Here is a 15848-nt window from a genome sequence, read left to right as displayed (position 1 = left end):
TTATAGAGTGGCTAAAAAGTACTCAATTATTTACATAGATTAAATGCAAATCCGAAAAGGTTTGTATTTATTTTTTTTATCCATTTTTGTAAATTTTTTAAAATGAAGCATAAATTTTATAAAATGGAAAATTCAAACGTTTGTTTTTTTTATACTATTTTTACTAGCACATTTAATTTTTACACATGAGTTTTTTTAAGAAGATTGACAAAGTATTTAAATCATCAGAAAATTTTAATTTGATGAAAAGAACCGAGGTTGATATTCAAATTGAAGATACTATTAATAATGTAGGTTTACACAAGTTTGCCGAATCTGATTATGGCGATTTGTACTTAGGTATTAATGAATTAGGAGGCTTTTTAATTTTAGAAACAATTATAGTAAGTGCTACCAATCTAAAAAGTAAAAAAGGAAGTATACTTACTTTTGGTCAGCAAAATGAACTCTTAAAACTAACCTCTGATGAAAATATAATTGAATCAGATTTTTCAAATGCAGCAAAAAAGTCGATTACTAAAATAGATTACAACATTACTAGTGAAGAAGCGGAAAGTTTTAAAGAAAACATATATGATAAAGTTAGTTTTGAAATAAACGGAAAAGAAATTATTTTTTCTCATTTAATATCTTAACTATTGAAGTTATCATTCTCCATTATTGTACCCGTTTACAATCGTCCTAATGAAATAGCAGAATTGTTAGAAAGTCTTACAAAACAAGATTTTTCTGATGATTTTGAAGTATTAATCATAGAAGATGGTTCAACCCAAAAAAGCGAAACTATTGTAGAGAATTATACTCAACAACTGAATGTAAAATACTTTTTTAAAGAAAACAGTGGAGCAGGAGCAAGCCGTAATTTTGGAATGCAACATGCAACGGGTAATTATTTTATCATTTTAGATTCAGATGTTCTTGTGCCAAATCAATATTTATCGGAAGTAAAAAAAACATTAGAAAGCAACTTTACCGATGCTTTTGGAGGTCCGGATGCAGCACATAAAAGTTTTACTTTATTACAAAAAGCTGTTAATTATTCTATGACCTCTGTGTTAACAACAGGCGGAATTAGAGGTAAAAAGCAAGCGGTTGGTAAATTTCAACCTAGAAGTTTTAATTTGGGTTTGTCAAAAAAAGCCTTTGAAAAAACAAACGGTTTTGCAAATTTAAAAGTTGGTGAAGACATTGATTTAACCTTTAGACTTTGGGAAAATAATTTAAAAACCCAATTGATTGCAACTGCATTTGTTTATCATAAAAGAAGAAGTACTTTGCAACAATTTTTTAAGCAGACGTTTGCTTTTGGTAGCGCAAGACCCAAACTAAATGAACGTTTTCCGTCTACAACAAAAATTACTTATTGGTTTCCAAGCCTGTTTATTATTGGCTTAGATATCAGTATTATTTTGGCTATTTTTGGTTACAATCAGTTTGTATATTTCTATGCATTTTATTTTCTATGTATCTTTTTAGATGCGTTGTTTCAGAATAAAAACATGTATGTAGCTTTCTTAAGTATTTTTACATCGCTCACACAATTTTTAGGATACGGATTAGGATTTTTAGAATCACAATTTTATCCCAAAAAAGAACTTTAATTCTTGCTATTTTTAACAGTTTCGTCCTTTAAAATAGTTGTATTTTTATCAAAAATTAAATAACTCAATTTCAACTTTTAAATTGTTGCCAAAAAGTGTTGTAATTTTATGAACGTAACACAAATTCCATTTCAGAATACGGGTTTTTTCTCTAAAATAATGTCTCATTATTTAGATCAAAATAAAGATATACAACCTTTTTATAACCAGTTTCCATCCATAGAAGGATTTCAAAATCAGATTGAAACAAAACAAGAAAGCTTTTCTTTAGAAACTAGAAAAACGTTAGTAAACGCTTTAAATGAGCAATACAAATCTTTTACGATTTCAGAAAAAACAAGGAATAATATTGCGTTATTACAAGAGAAAAATACGTTTACAATTACCACCGGACATCAATTAAATCTGTTTACCGGACCTTTATATTTTTTATATAAAATAATTTCTGTTATTAATTTATGTGAAGAGTTGTCAGAAAAGTTTTCCAATAAAAATTTTGTGCCTATTTATTGGATGGCAACAGAAGATCATGATTTTGATGAAATAAATTATTTTAATTTTCAAGGTAAAAAAGTACAGTGGAATAGAGAAGACGGCGGTCCTGTTGGTAGATTTTCAACCGAAGGTTTACAAGATGTTTATGAGGTTTTTTCTGAGCATTTAGGAAACTCTAAAAATGCAACATTTATAAAAGAATTATTCGAAGAAGCCTATTTAAAACATGATAATTTAGCAGAGGCAACACGTTTTTTAGCAGATAGTTTGTTTGCCAAATATGGTTTGGTAATTGTTGATGGAGATGATGCAGGTTTAAAACAACTTTTTGCACCAATTATTAAAGACGAACTACAAAATGAAACTTCTTTTACCGCAGTTTCAAAAACAATTTCTGAATTAGAAAAAAATTATAAAATTCAAGTAAATCCTAGAGAAATTAACTTGTTTTATATACAAAATGAGCTAAGAGAACGTATTGTTTTAGAAAAAGGAATTTACAAAGTAAACAATACAGAAATACAGTTTTCTTTAGAAGAAATTTTACAAGAAGTAGATAATAATCCAAAGGCTTTTTCTCCCAATGTTATCATGCGTCCTTTATATCAAGAAGTAATTTTGCCCAATCTTTGTTATGTTGGCGGCGGAGGAGAATTGGCGTATTGGTTAGAATTAAAGCAGTATTTTAACAGTGTAAACATTCCTTTTCCTATATTATTATTGCGGAATTCTGTACAAGTAATTTCGGAAAAACAACAAAAAAAATTAAATAAATTAGAGATAACTTTAGAAGAAATTTTCTTGTCGCAAGAGGTGCTATTGACTAAAAAAGTGATAGAAAATTCTGCCATTGAAATTGATTTTAATGATAAAATAGCCTTTTTACAAAAACAGTTTTCAGAATTAAAAGTAGTAGCAAAGAAAACGGATGTTTCTTTTGTAAATGCCGTAAATGCACAAGAAAAAAAACAAATTAAAGGTTTAATAAATTTAAAGAAACGATTGATAAAAGCCGAAAAAAGAAGGCAAAAAGATGTAGTAGATAGAATTACTTTATTACAAAATGAAATTTTCCCTAATCAAAGTTTAGAAGAAAGACAACGCAATTTTTCTGAATATTACTTAGAATATGGAATTTCCTTTATAGATACTTTAAAAGAAGTATTGCAACCTTTGGCGTTAGAATTTACAGTGTTAGAATTGTAAATAACGTACATAACAGTATAAACACACAACAACTTGAAAGAAAAGAATTTACATCCTAAAAATAAATTTAATAAAGGTTATAATTTTGATGAATTAACCTTAAAAAATCCTTTGTTAAAAGAATTTGTTTTCAAAAACGAATTCGGAATTATTACTATTGATTTTTCAAATCCGAAAGGAGTAAAAGAGCTAAATAAAGCGTTGATTTCTACTTTTGATAGCATTAAGGTTTGGAATTTTCCAGATACTAATTTATGTCCTCCAATTCCTGGGCGTTTAGATTATATACATTATTTGGCAGATTTGCTTCCATCCACAGAAAATGTAAAAATTTTAGACATTGGTACTGGTGCAACATGTATTTACCCTTTATTGGGTGTTGCTGCCTATAATTGGAATTTTGTAGCCACAGATATTGATATAGATTCTTTAGATTCTGCCCAAGATATCATAGATGATAATCATTTAGAAGCTAAAATTAAGTTACGTCAACAACGTGATGAAAGTCAGATATTAAAAGGAATTTTAGAAGATGGAGATTCTTTTTCTGCAACAATGTGCAATCCGCCATTTTACAAATCTGCAGAAGAAGCACAAGGTGCAAATAGCAGAAAATCTAGAAATTTAGGAAATAATGCCGTTCGTAATTTTGCCGGAAATAATAATGAACTTTGGTATATTGGAGGAGAAAAAGCATTTTTACACAATTATTTGTATGAAAGTTCTGTGTATAAAACGGCTAGTAAGTGGTTTACGAGTTTAGTTTCTAAAAAAGAAAATGTAGTAAGCTTAGAAAAGTCATCAAAAAAATTAGGAGCTAAAGAGTTTAAAGTAATACCAATGAGTCAAGGAAACAAAGTTACAAGAATTGTTGCTTGGAGATTTTAATCATTTTGAAGTCTTAATTTAGTTTAAAAGAGTTTTACTTTTAAATATTGAGTACAGATTTCTGAAAAAATCTGTACTTTTTTATTATAGTTTTTAGATATTCTTGCTATTTTCGTTGTTTCTATTACAATTAAATTAGCATCATTTTAGTGCAGTACACCTCATGAATTATAAAGAAGCCATTTCATCAGAAATATTTAGTGTCATTACAAAAGCATCCAAAGAATTAAACGTAAAAAGTTATGTAATTGGTGGTTTTGTGCGTGATTTTTTATTGAAAAGGGGAAATGCAAAAGATATTGATGTGGTGGCTGTTGGTAGTGGTATTGCACTTGCAGAAAAAGTTGCAAGCCTTTTGCCTGGCAAACCTAAAGTACAAGTTTTTAAAACCTACGGTACAGCAATGTTGTGTTTTAAAGATGTTGATATTGAGTTTGTAGGTGCAAGAAAAGAATCCTATTCTGAAAATAGTAGAAATCCTGAAGTTACTGAAGGAACCTTACAAGACGATCAAAATAGAAGAGATTTAACCATTAATGCATTGGCATTAAGTTTAAATGAAGACAATTTTGGTGCTTTATTAGATCCATTCAACGGAATTGAAGATTTGGAAAATAAAGTAATTAAAACACCGTTAAATCCGGATATCACCTATTCAGATGATCCTCTTAGAATGATGCGTGCCATTCGTTTTACAACACAATTAAATTTTAATATTGATGCTGAATCGCTAGCGGCAATTACTAGAAATGCGTATCGATTAAAAATTATTACCAAAGAAAGAATTGTTGATGAGTTGAATAAAATTTTATCATCTCCAAAACCTTCTGTCGGTTTTCTGTTGTTAGAAAAAACAGGTTTGTTAAAGCAAATTCTGCCAGAATTAATTGCGTTAAAAGGAGTAGAGGAAGTAGAAGGGCAAAAACATAAAGATAATTTTTATCACACTTTAGAAGTGGTAGATAATATTTCGGAAAATACAGAAGATGTTTGGTTGCGTTGGGCAGCTTTATTGCATGATATTGGAAAAGCACCAACTAAAAAGTTTAGTAAAAAAGTGGGTTGGACATTTCATGCACATGAATTTGTAGGTTCTAAAATGGTGTACAGACTATTTAAACGTTTGAAATTGCCATTGAATAACAAAATGAAGTTTGTACAAAAAATGGTACTATTAAGTTCTAGACCTATTGTGTTGGCTACAGAAGTAACAGATTCTGCAGTAAGGCGTTTGGTTTTTGATGCTGGTGATGATATTAATTCCTTAATGACCTTGTGTGAGGCGGATATTACTACTAAAAATCCTAAGAAATTTAAACGTTATCATCAAAATTTTGAGTTGGTACGAATTAAAATAAAGGAAGTAGAAGAACGAGATAAAGTACGTAATTTTCAGCCGCCAGTTACGGGTGAAGAGATTATGGAAGCTTTTAATTTAAAGCCTTGTAGAGAAATAGGCCAAATAAAAGAGGCTATTAAAGAAGCTATTTTAGAAGGTGAAATTCCTAATGAACACAAAGCTTCTTATGACTTTATGATAGAAAAAGGTTTACAACTTGGTTTAATTCAGAATTAGAAATACATACCTGTAAGTTTTATAATATTAAAAGACCATTACTAAGCAAGTAATGGTCTTTTTTATGTTGTATATAATAGAGCTAAAATGCTTTTAACTCAAACTTTGCATTGTAACCAACTTAAAATATTCGCCTTTTTTAGCCAATAATTCGTCGTGTTTTCCTTGCTCTACAATTTTTCCTTTTTGTAATACTACAATTTTATCTGCTTTTTGAATGGTAGATAATCGATGAGCAATTACTAAAGAAGTTCTGTTTTGCATCATCTTTTCTAATGCAAGCTGTACCAATTGTTCAGATTCTGTATCTAGTGCAGAAGTAGCTTCGTCTAAAATCATAATTGGCGGATTTTTTAAAACTGCTCTCGCAATAGACAAACGTTGTTTTTGTCCGCCAGAAAGCGTGTTTCCGCTATCGCCAATATTTGTATTGTATTTTTCTGGTAAATTTTGAATAAATTCATCAGCATTTGCAATTTTTGCTGCTTCTAAAATAGCTGTATCTGTTGCATTTTGAGTTCCTAATTTTATGTTGTTAGAAATGGTATCATTAAATAAAATAGAATCTTGAGATACAATTCCCATTAAATCCCGTAAAGATTTTTTAGTAATGTCCTTAATATTGTTGTCATCAATAAATACTTCACCTTTATTAACATCATAGAAACGAGTAATAAGGTTTGCCAATGTAGATTTTCCACTTCCAGATTGACCAACCAAAGCAACTGTTTCACCCTTATTGATGGTTAATGAAAAGTCTTTTAATACAAAGTCTTTTTTATATTTAAAAGAGATGTTTTTAAACTCAATTTTACGGTTGAAGTCTTCCTTTATAAGTGCGTTTGGTTTGTCTTTAATGCTGTTTTCAGTATTTAGAACGGTCATAATTCGTTCTGCGGAAGCTTCTCCTTTCTGAATATTATAAAATGTTGTTGTAATTAATTTAATAGGATTTAAAACCGTATAAAACAATACAATATACCCTAAAAATTCATCAGGGTCAAGCGAACTAGTATTTGATAAAACTTCAGTTCCTCCATACCAAAGAATAGCAATAATTGTTGCAGAACCTAAAAATTCACTCATTGGTGAAGCCAATGTTTGTCTGTGAATTACACTGGTCATTAATTGTTTAAAATTAAGTGTAGAATTGTTAAATTTATTAGCAATTACATGTTCAGCATTAAAACCTTTAATAATTCTTAAACCAGTTAAGGTTTCTTCAATAAAAGATAAAAAGTTTCCAGTTTCTTTTTGAGCTTTAACAGAGTTTGCTTTTAATTTTTTACTGATAGATGAAATGATAAATCCAGATACAGGCAATAAAACAAACACAAAAAGTGTTAATTTTAAGCTCATAAAGAGCATAATAGAAATTGCTATAATTACCGTTAAAGGTTCTCTAACAATAGTTTCTATAGAGGTTAAAATTGAGTTTTCTACTTCTTGCACATCAGAAGTCATACGCGCAATAATGTCTCCTTTTCTTTTTTCTGAAAAGTAGGCAATAGGTAGTTCTACAATTTTATGATATAACTTATCTCTTAAATCTTTTACAATTCCTGTTCTTAAAAAGGTAATTACATAAGAAGCTAAATATCTAAATAAGTTTTTTAGAAAAAATAATGAAATAGCCAAAAGGCAAATAAAAACAAGTGTTTTTATATTGCCTTCTGTCTCTATTTTATTAGAAATGAAATGATAAAAACTTTCCTTTAAATAGTTACCAATACTGGTAATTCCATCATAAGTAGGTTTCACGGTAACTTTTTTATCTGTACCAAATAAGATTCCTAAAACAGGAATAAAAGCCAATACGGAAAGCACATTAAAAACTGCGTAAAGTATATTAAATAGTATGTTTAGAATAGTAAATTTTCGATACTTTTTCTCATATTTTAAAATGTCCTTAAAATACCCCATTAATTCAATTTCATTTCTTTAATAATTCGTTGAATTTTAGCATTCAATTTCGCTTCTGTTGCATCTGAATTTAGTGCAGTATCTAAAGCCGTATTAACACTAAAGTAGAATTTTATTTTTGGTTCTGTACCACTTGGTCTTGCCGCAATTCTTGTTCCGCTTGCGGTTTGATAAATTAACACGTTTGATTTTGGTAAATCAATTGTAGTTACTTCTCCGGTAATTAAGTTCTTTTTAGTAGAAGCTTCATAATCTGAAAGCGATTCTATTTGCTCTCCATCTATTTCCGTAATAGGATTATTACGCATATCACTCAACATTTGTTGAATTTCTGCAGCACCATCCATTCCTTTTTTAGTAATAGAAATTAAATGTTCTTTATAGAAACTATTTCTAACATAAACAGCTAATAATTCTTCATAAAAAGAGCTTCCGTTTTGTTTTGCTAAAGCAGCAACTTCACAAGCTAATAAAGTAGCTGTAACCGCATCTTTATCTCTAACAAAATCGCCAACCATATATCCAAAACTTTCTTCTCCACCGCCAATAAAGTCTTTATTAGGATTATCGCGAATCATTTTAGCAATCCATTTAAAACCAGTTAAAGCAACATTGGTTTCAACGCCATAAGTTGCAGCAACATCATTTACTAATTCTGTAGAAACAATTGTAGATCCAACAAATTGTTTGCCATTTATTTTACCTTCTTCTTTCCATTTTTTAAGTAAGAATTCAGTCATTACAACCATGGTTTGGTTTCCATTCATCAACTTCATATTCCCCTCTAAATCTCTAACAGCAACACCTAATCTATCACAATCAGGATCTGTACCAATAACAATATCAGCACCAATTTTATTGGCTAAATCAGTTGCTATTTTTAGAGCTTCTGGTTCTTCTGGGTTTGGAGATTTTACTGTTGGGAAATCTCCATTAGGTTCTCTCTGTTCTTCAACAATATGAACATCTGTATACCCTGCTTTTGCTAAAGCATCAGGAACAGAAACAATAGAAGTACCGTGTAATGAAGTAAATACAATTTTTAAGTTTTTTCTATCAACTTTATCAGACAAACAACCATTATTTACAGACGCTTCAATAAAAGCATCATCTACATCTTTACCAATAACTTCAATTAAACTTTCGTTTGCATTAAAGTTGATTTCAGAAAAATCTAGAGCATTTACTTTTCCAATAATTCCACCATCATGCGGAGGCACAATTTGTCCGCCATCTGCCCAATATACTTTATAACCGTTATATTCTGGCGGATTGTGAGAAGCCGTTAAAACGATACCTGAATCACAGCCTAAATGGCGTACTGCAAAAGACAATTCTGGAGTTGCACGTAAATCTTCAAAAAGAAATACTTTTATATTATTTGCAGATAAAACATCTGCTACAACTTTAGCAAACTTTTTACTATTATGTCTACAATCATAAGCAATTACAACACTAGGTTGCTTTTTCTTTATGTTTTCTATTAAGTAATTAGACAAACCTTGAGTGGCTCTACCTAAGGTATATTTGTTAATTCTATTTGTTCCAGCACCCATAACTCCACGCATTCCACCTGTACCAAATTCCATGTCTTTATAGAATCTGTCTGCCAAATCATCGGGGTTATTGGAAATTAAATTTTTAATTTCGCTTTGAGTTTCTTCATCAAAAGTAGCAGTTAACCACTTTTTTGCTTTGTCTAAAATTTCGCTCATTTTTTGTTGTTGTTTTAATTGTTGCTAAAAATACAAATATACAGTTTAGAAATTGAGTTTTTCTCTAATTTTATAGTGTTTTTCGTTGTTTTTCGTTTTTATAATAAGTTCGCCAATAAATCCGGCTAAAAATAATAAAGTTCCTAATATCATAGAAGTTAATGCAATAAAGAACCACGGATTGTCTGTTATTAAGATTGTTTTAATGCCGTTAAAAACCTTGTAAAGTTTGTAAGCGCCAATATAGAAAGCAGAAGTTGTTCCGAATAAAAACATAAATGTACCCCAAAGTCCAAAAATATGCATGGGTCTTTTACCAAATTTTGATAAAAATGAAATGGTAATTAAATCTAAAAAACCATTAACAAATCTGTCCATACCAAATTTAGTTTCCCCGTATTTTCTGGCCTGATGTTGTACTACTTTTTCACCAATTTTAGTAAAACCTTCGTTTTTAGCTAAAACAGGAATGTATCTGTGCATTTCTCCGCTAACTTTTACCGCTTTTATCACTTCATTTTTGTAAGCTTTTAGACCGCAATTAAAGTCGTGTAATTTTAAACCAGAAGTTCTTCTAGCGGCAGCATTAAATAATTTTGAAGGAATATTTTTGGTGATTACATTGTCATATCGTTTCTTTTTCCAACCAGAAATTAAATCGAAATTTTCCTTAATAATTAAATTGTACAATTCAGGAATTTCTTCTGGATTGTCTTGTAAATCGGCGTCCATGGTAATAACTACGTTTCCTTTAGCTAGTTCAAAACCTGCGTCTAAGGCTTGAGATTTACCATAGTTTTTTTGAAATCGTATTCCTTTTACGGTATTATTTTCGGTAGATAATTGTTCAATAACACTCCAAGAGTTGTCTGTGCTACCGTCATCAATAAAAATAACTTCATATAAATAATGATTGGATTGCATAACGTTTGCAATCCAATCATATAATTCTTGTAAAGATTCATCTTCGTTAAGAAGTGGTATTACTACCGAAATATCCATAAATTTAAGTTCAAAGTTTAAGATTTAAAATTCAAAGTTGTGTTTTATTAAACTTTGCATCTTGAATTCTAAATTTTTAGTATGTTTCTTCTTCAGATTTTTTCATAATTGCAGAAGTTATTGCAGCTATAATAAAACCACCAATAGCATAACCAATTATTCCCATAGCTGCCATAATTGCTGGAGATTGAAACTTTTTCCCCATTTCATTAGTAGCTTCAATTTGTTCTTCTGTCATTCCGCTTTCAAGTAATTTTTGATTTTGAATTTCCATCATTTGAGACATAAAATCTGGCGATATGAAATTCATAAAAATATAGTTGTAAACAACCACAATTAAGCCTGCAACAATAGCAATTCCTACTCCAACTTTCACACCTTCTCCCCAAGACATAAAACCATTATTAGCTTCTTTAAATTGTTTTGTACCAAGAAATATTAATCCAATAAACAAAGCCGCAGAAATTAAAGAATTAGACCAATGAGGATCTAAATGAGTACCTGTTGCAAACATTACAAGAGATAATATAATGCTAGCAACTCCCAGCATTACGCCATTTTTTACTATAAAATTTTTACTATTTGTTTGATTTTCCATTTTTTTTAAAGTTTAGTTATACAAATATATTGTTTTCATTGATGATAGTTTTTAATTTTTTATAAAAGTTTGTATGCTATCATAACAATTCATTAGTATTCAGGAGGTTGAAATTGTTACAAAAAAATATTACTTTTTTTAATTGTCAGAACAAAAAAAGCTTGTAAATTTGCAACCGGCAAGTCCTACACAACTAGCTCCCTTTGAATCCTCCAGGGCGGGAACGCAGCAAAGGTATTAGGTTGTAGCGGTGTGATGTAGGTAGCTTGCCTTTTTTTATGCGCTAAAGTTGTTTCGGTATCTCATTAAATTCTTTCCTAAGGAAAGTACTTCGAAAAATAATATTCTTTCAATTTTTTCTTTCATTATTTAACTTCCTTTAATTTACTTTTTAGATATTTGCTTACTTATTAAAGAATTCAAAAATTAAATGATTAAAAGTTTAATGTTGAATCTTTTAATTCTTAAATCTTTTAATAATAAATGGCTAAAGTTGTATTAATTACAGGAGCTTCTTCTGGAATAGGAAAATCTATTGCAACCTTTTTAACCGAAAAAGGATACAAAGTATACGGAACAAGTAGAAACCCTAAAAACACCAATAATTTTTCTTTTGAATTAATTGCCTTAGATGTTTTAAAAGTAGCAACTATAAATACAGCAATTGACTTTATTATTAAAAAAGAAGGAAGATTAGATATTTTGGTAAATAATGCAGGAATGGGAATTACAGGACCTATTGAAGATACACCCACTGATGAAATGCGTGCTGTTTTTAACACCAATCTTTTTGGGGCTGTAGATGTAATGAAAGCTGTTTTACCACAAATGCGTACACAGAAATCTGGTACTATTATCAATGTAACTTCTATTGCCGGTTATATGGGCTTGCCTTTCAGGGGATTATATTCTGCTACAAAAGGCGCTTTAGAAACCATTACAGAAGCCATTAGTATGGAAGTAAAACCTTTCGGAATTAAAGTTGCCTGTGTTGCGCCTGGAGATTTTGCTACCAATATTGCTGCAGGAAGATATCATACACCTGTTTTTGAAAACTCTGCATACAAAGATAATTATCAAATGAATTTAAATTTGATGGATGCACATGTAAGTGGTGGTATGGATCCGATAGAAATGGCAAAAGGTGTGCATAAAATTATAGAATCTAAAAACCCTAAAATTCATTATAAAGTTGGTGGCTTTTTAGAGAAATTCTCTATTGTTTTAAAAAGAATTTTACCAGATAGAATGTATGAGAAAATGTTAATGAATCATTATAAATTGTAGCAATTATGCTCTATTGTTTTTAAAAATATGTGTTTAAAAAACAAATAATGCGATTTTGCTAAAGCTCTTATGTTGAAATATTTTAATTACCTATGGATAAATCTATAGGTAATTTAAAAATTGAATAATATAGAGTTTGTTATGATTTTTAATTGTTACTGGCTTTAGCCTGTGTTAATGTAATGAGTGGTATAATGGCTTTAGCCAAACTTTAGAGGGGTTAATAAAAACAATTAGTATTTAAAAAAGTATTCTGAATAGTAATTTTTTTAAAAAAAGAAGTGTTCTGAAAATATTTTTATTTAACTTCTTAAACTTGCAATCAAGTAACTATCTTTGCGTTAGGGATTGAAGCAATTGTTTGAGCTCTTTTTTGTTTTTTCAACAAAAAAAGCGAGTGCGAAAAGCCCGCTCGAACGCCCAAAAACAAATCAATTACAACTAAATATATACAAATGAAATTTTTTATTGACACAGCAAATTTAGAGCAAATTAAAGAAGCACAAGCTTTAGGGATTTTAGATGGAGTTACTACAAACCCATCTTTAATGGCTAAAGAAGGAATTACGGGTGAAGCGAATATTATTAACCATTACAAAGAAATTTGTGAGTTGGTAGATGGTGATGTTTCTGCAGAAGTAATTTCTACAGATTTTGACGGAATGGTAAGAGAAGGTGAAGCTTTGGCTGCTTTAAATCCGCAAATTGTTGTAAAATTACCAATGATTAAAGATGGGGTAAAAGCGTGTAAATATTTTTCTTCTAAAGGAATTAAAACAAACGTAACCTTAGTGTTTTCAGTAGGTCAAGCTTTATTGGCGGCAAAAGCAGGTGCAACGTATGTGTCTCCGTTTTTGGGTCGTTTAGATGATATTTCTACAGACGGAATGAATTTAATTTCTGAAATAAGACTTGTTTTTGATAATTACAATTTTAAAACTCAAATTTTAGCAGCTTCTGTGCGTAATACCATGCATGTTGTTAATTGTGCAAAATTAGGATCTGACGTTATGACTGGACCTTTAAGCGCTATTGAAGGTTTGTTAAAACACCCTTTAACAGATAGTGGTTTGGCTCAGTTTTTAGCAGATTACCAAAAAGGAAACTAACCAACGCAGTTGGTTTTTGTATAAAATTGGTCAGAAAGTAGAAGAGTTCTTTTTTACTTTCTGACTTTTTTGTCTTCAATAACTTTTTGACTTTGTAACTTTGCCACTTTGTAACTTATAGTAATGTATCCCAAAAAAGAACTCGCACAAATTGTTATTTCAGCTTGTAGTCAATTTAATATTGATACCGTTGTTATTTCTCCAGGATCTAGAAATGCACCTTTAACAGTTGGTTTTTCTAATCACCCAACAATAGAAGCAATAAGTGTGGTAGACGAACGTTGTGCCGCTTTTTTTGCATTGGGAATTGCACAACAAAAGCAAAAACCGGTTGCCATTGTTTGTACTTCTGGTTCTGCATTGTTAAACTATTATCCGGCAATTGCAGAGGCTTTTTATAGCAATATTCCGTTGGTGGTAATTTCTGCAGACAGACCAAAACATTTAATAGATATTGGAGACGGACAAACCATTCGTCAAGAAAATGTGTTTGAAAATCATATTTTATTTTCTGCAAATTTAATAGATGATGCTGAGTTTAAAAATGAGAATATAAAACTATTAAGTAAAGTTTTTCAAATTTCAGAGACGCAAAAAGGGCCTGTGCATATAAATGTTCCGTTTGATGAACCGCTGTATGAAACAGTAAATGAGTTAGACACTTTTAAATTTTTAAAGTTGAAAGCTGATGCTGTTATTACGAGTGAAACGAAGCAAGCTGTTCGTTATAACAACCTGTCTCAAATCTGGAATTCATCAACAAAAAAAATGATTCTTGTTGGTGTAAATTATCCTGATGCTGATGTACAGGTATTAATGAATGAGTTTGCAAATGATGCATCTGTTTTAATTTTAACAGAAACTACATCTAATTTACATCTAGATAAAGGAATAAACTCTATAGATCAGCTCATTTTTTCTTTGGATGAAAATCAGTTTCAAGAATTGCAGCCAGAAGTATTAATCACTTTTGGAGGAATGATAGTTTCTAAGAAAATTAAGCAGTTTTTAAGAAAATATCCACCAAAACAGCATTGGAATGTTGATGAGTTTAAAAAAATGGATACGTTTTTTTGTTTGTCAGAATTTATTAAAACAAAACCTGTTGTTTTTTTTACAGAATTTGGTAAATTAATTGAAAACACAGCAAGTAATTATCAGCAAAAATGGTTGCAATTACGTGATGAAAAACGTGTAAAGCATCAGCAATATTTATCGAAAGCTCCACATTCAGATTTTAAAGTTTTTGAGCAAATTATAGAAAGTATTCCTGCAAAAAGTCACTTACAAATTAGCAACAGTTCTATTATTAGATACGCACAATTGTTTTCTTTAGATATAACAAATAATGTGTTTTGTAATAGGGGAACAAGCGGTATTGACGGTAGTACTTCAACGGCAATTGGTGCTGCTTTTGCAACTAAAAATCAAACGGTTTTTATTACCGGAGATATTAGTTTTTTTTATGATAGTAATGCGTTGTGGAATGCAAATATTCCGAAGGATTTTAGAATTATTTTAATTAATAATTCAGGTGGCGGAATTTTTAAAATTATTCCAGGACCAAAAACTACCAATGCCACTAAGTATTTTGAAACTCCGCATACCTTAACCGCAGAACATTTGTGTAAAATGTATGGTTTTGATTATTTAAAAGCAGTTACTACAGAAAAAGTAAATGAACAACTAGAAGGTTTTTATGATTTATCTGAAAAACCAAAAATATTAGAAATTTTCACGCCAAGTGAAGAAAATGATTTAATTTTAAAAGCATATTTTAAATATATACAATAATGGATTCACAAGAAGATTTTTACGAAGAAGAAGAGAACTTACAAGACAACGAAAATAATTCTGAAGAGCAAGAAATGTACTTGAAAGAAGGAGATAAAGTAAACTTGGTAATTGAAACTGAAACAGGTTTGGGTTATACCGTTTTAATTAATGAAGAGTTTGACGGTTTACTTTTTAGAAGCGAAGTTTTTCAGGAATTAGAAGAAAACATGGAGGTTGTTGGGTATATCAAACAAATTCGTGAAGATGGAAAAATAGATGTTTCTTTAAGACCACAAGGGTTTAGAAATGTTATAGATTCTGATGTTGAAAAAGTATTGGAAAAATTAAAAAATAGCAAAGAAGGTTTTTTATTGTTAACAGATAAAAGCTCTCCAGATTCTATTCGATTTCATATGAAAATGAGTAAAAAAGCATTTAAAAAAGCAGTTGGTAATTTGTACAAACAAAAACTAATTGTAATTAAAGAAGATAGAATAGAGTTGGTGTAGCATGGTTATCGGTTATCAGTTATCAGTTATCAGTTATCAGTTATCAGTTATCAGTATCAGTTAACAATAGGTAGTAATATTGCTTTTTAGTTAAGATTATTTGTTCTATTTTTAGATCAGACTAGGAGTTTTTCATTTTTCCTAACTCCTAACTCCTAACTCC

General features: G+C 29.9%; 13 protein-coding genes and 1 other RNA gene. 10 read left to right on the top strand and 4 right to left on the bottom strand.

All coding sequences use genetic code 11. The annotated features are described in order from the left end of the window. Positions 1-242: 242 nt before the first annotated feature. From ACSHW5_RS00220 to ACSHW5_RS00200, 5 genes are all read left to right on the top strand, one after another. Complete coding sequence (locus tag ACSHW5_RS00220; protein WP_435674082.1) at positions 243-635, top strand: hypothetical protein; 393 nt, start codon at positions 243-245, stop codon at positions 633-635. 3 nt (positions 636-638) lie between these two features. Next, the gene (locus ACSHW5_RS00215) at positions 639-1601 is read left to right on the top strand and encodes a glycosyltransferase (RefSeq protein WP_435674081.1); all 963 of its coding nucleotides are present in this window, start codon (positions 639-641) and stop codon (positions 1599-1601) included. Positions 1602-1709: 108 nt separating this feature from the next. After that, a complete protein-coding gene (bshC, locus tag ACSHW5_RS00210) occupies positions 1710-3302 on the top strand; it encodes a bacillithiol biosynthesis cysteine-adding enzyme BshC (protein WP_435674080.1) in 1593 nt (530 codons plus the stop codon). A 33-nt stretch (positions 3303-3335) separates the two neighbouring features. After that, a complete protein-coding gene (gene rlmF / locus ACSHW5_RS00205; RefSeq protein WP_435674079.1) occupies positions 3336-4190 on the top strand; it encodes a 23S rRNA (adenine(1618)-N(6))-methyltransferase RlmF in 855 nt (284 codons plus the stop codon). A gap of 163 nt (positions 4191-4353) precedes the next feature. Beyond that, positions 4354-5766, top strand: a complete 1413-nt coding sequence (locus ACSHW5_RS00200; protein WP_435674078.1) for a CCA tRNA nucleotidyltransferase — start codon at positions 4354-4356, stop codon at positions 5764-5766. Positions 5767-5859: 93 nt separating this feature from the next. Here the strand turns inward: ACSHW5_RS00200 and ACSHW5_RS00195 are convergent, their stop codons facing one another. The 4 genes from ACSHW5_RS00195 to ACSHW5_RS00180 all read right to left on the bottom strand — a co-directional run bounded on the left by ACSHW5_RS00195 (position 5860) and on the right by ACSHW5_RS00180 (position 11004). After that, complete coding sequence (locus tag ACSHW5_RS00195; RefSeq protein WP_435674077.1) at positions 5860-7689, bottom strand: ABC transporter ATP-binding protein; 1830 nt, start codon at positions 7687-7689, stop codon at positions 5860-5862. Continuing rightward, entirely contained in the window at positions 7689-9404 is a 1716-nt protein-coding gene (locus ACSHW5_RS00190) for a phospho-sugar mutase (protein ID WP_435674076.1), read from the bottom strand. The genes ACSHW5_RS00195 and ACSHW5_RS00190 overlap by 1 nt, the downstream gene beginning before the upstream one ends. Before the next feature lie 45 nt (positions 9405-9449). Continuing rightward, positions 9450-10406 carry a glycosyltransferase family 2 protein gene (locus tag ACSHW5_RS00185; protein ID WP_435674075.1) on the bottom strand — a complete coding sequence of 319 codons (957 nt, stop codon included), beginning with the start codon at positions 10404-10406 and terminating at the stop codon, positions 9450-9452. Positions 10407-10482: 76 nt separating this feature from the next. Continuing rightward, positions 10483-11004, bottom strand: coding sequence for a DUF4199 domain-containing protein (locus ACSHW5_RS00180; RefSeq protein ID WP_435674074.1), 522 nt, complete (start codon positions 11002-11004; stop codon positions 10483-10485). A 176-nt stretch (positions 11005-11180) separates the two neighbouring features. Between ACSHW5_RS00180 and ffs the strand changes: the two genes are divergently transcribed. The 5 genes from ffs (at position 11181) to ACSHW5_RS00155 (ending at position 15685) form a co-directional block, all read left to right on the top strand. Beyond that, positions 11181-11279: signal recognition particle sRNA small type (ffs, locus tag ACSHW5_RS00175), an RNA gene on the top strand. Positions 11280-11487: 208 nt separating this feature from the next. Then, entirely contained in the window at positions 11488-12291 is an 804-nt protein-coding gene (locus tag ACSHW5_RS00170) for an SDR family oxidoreductase (protein WP_435674073.1), read from the top strand. A 455-nt stretch (positions 12292-12746) separates the two neighbouring features. After that, a complete protein-coding gene (gene fsa, locus ACSHW5_RS00165; RefSeq protein WP_435674072.1) occupies positions 12747-13400 on the top strand; it encodes a fructose-6-phosphate aldolase in 654 nt (217 codons plus the stop codon). A 123-nt stretch (positions 13401-13523) separates the two neighbouring features. Continuing rightward, positions 13524-15194, top strand: a complete 1671-nt coding sequence (menD, locus tag ACSHW5_RS00160) for a 2-succinyl-5-enolpyruvyl-6-hydroxy-3-cyclohexene-1-carboxylic-acid synthase (RefSeq protein ID WP_435674071.1) — start codon at positions 13524-13526, stop codon at positions 15192-15194. Then, complete coding sequence (locus tag ACSHW5_RS00155) at positions 15194-15685, top strand: DNA-binding protein (RefSeq protein WP_435674070.1); 492 nt, start codon at positions 15194-15196, stop codon at positions 15683-15685. Before menD ends, ACSHW5_RS00155 begins: the two co-directional genes overlap by 1 nt. Positions 15686-15848 lie beyond the last annotated feature (163 nt).

The sequence above is a fragment of the Polaribacter sp. genome, from assembly GCF_051251875.1.
Lineage (GTDB): Bacteria > Bacteroidota > Bacteroidia > Flavobacteriales > Flavobacteriaceae > Polaribacter.
Note: the sequence above shows the minus strand (reverse complement) of the source record. Positions and strands in the feature narration are given on the sequence as shown.

What these genes read in the sequence shown, in the direction of transcription:
- ACSHW5_RS00180 (WP_435674074.1), bottom strand. Translation starts at nt 11,004, where the DNA reads ATGGAAAATCAAACAAATAGTAAAAATTTTATAGTAAAAAATGGCGTA.
- ACSHW5_RS00195 (WP_435674077.1), bottom strand. Translation starts at nt 7,689, where the DNA reads ATGGGGTATTTTAAGGACATTTTAAAATATGAGAAAAAGTATCGAAAA.
- ACSHW5_RS00220 (WP_435674082.1), top strand. Translation starts at nt 243, where the DNA reads ATGAAAAGAACCGAGGTTGATATTCAAATTGAAGATACTATTAATAAT.
- menD (WP_435674071.1), top strand. Translation starts at nt 13,524, where the DNA reads ATGTATCCCAAAAAAGAACTCGCACAAATTGTTATTTCAGCTTGTAGT.
- fsa (WP_435674072.1), top strand. Translation starts at nt 12,747, where the DNA reads ATGAAATTTTTTATTGACACAGCAAATTTAGAGCAAATTAAAGAAGCA.
- bshC (WP_435674080.1), top strand. Translation starts at nt 1,710, where the DNA reads ATGAACGTAACACAAATTCCATTTCAGAATACGGGTTTTTTCTCTAAA.
- ACSHW5_RS00170 (WP_435674073.1), top strand. Translation starts at nt 11,488, where the DNA reads ATGGCTAAAGTTGTATTAATTACAGGAGCTTCTTCTGGAATAGGAAAA.
- ACSHW5_RS00200 (WP_435674078.1), top strand. Translation starts at nt 4,354, where the DNA reads ATGAATTATAAAGAAGCCATTTCATCAGAAATATTTAGTGTCATTACA.
- ACSHW5_RS00155 (WP_435674070.1), top strand. Translation starts at nt 15,194, where the DNA reads ATGGATTCACAAGAAGATTTTTACGAAGAAGAAGAGAACTTACAAGAC.
- ACSHW5_RS00190 (WP_435674076.1), bottom strand. Translation starts at nt 9,404, where the DNA reads ATGAGCGAAATTTTAGACAAAGCAAAAAAGTGGTTAACTGCTACTTTT.
- ACSHW5_RS00185 (WP_435674075.1), bottom strand. Translation starts at nt 10,406, where the DNA reads ATGGATATTTCGGTAGTAATACCACTTCTTAACGAAGATGAATCTTTA.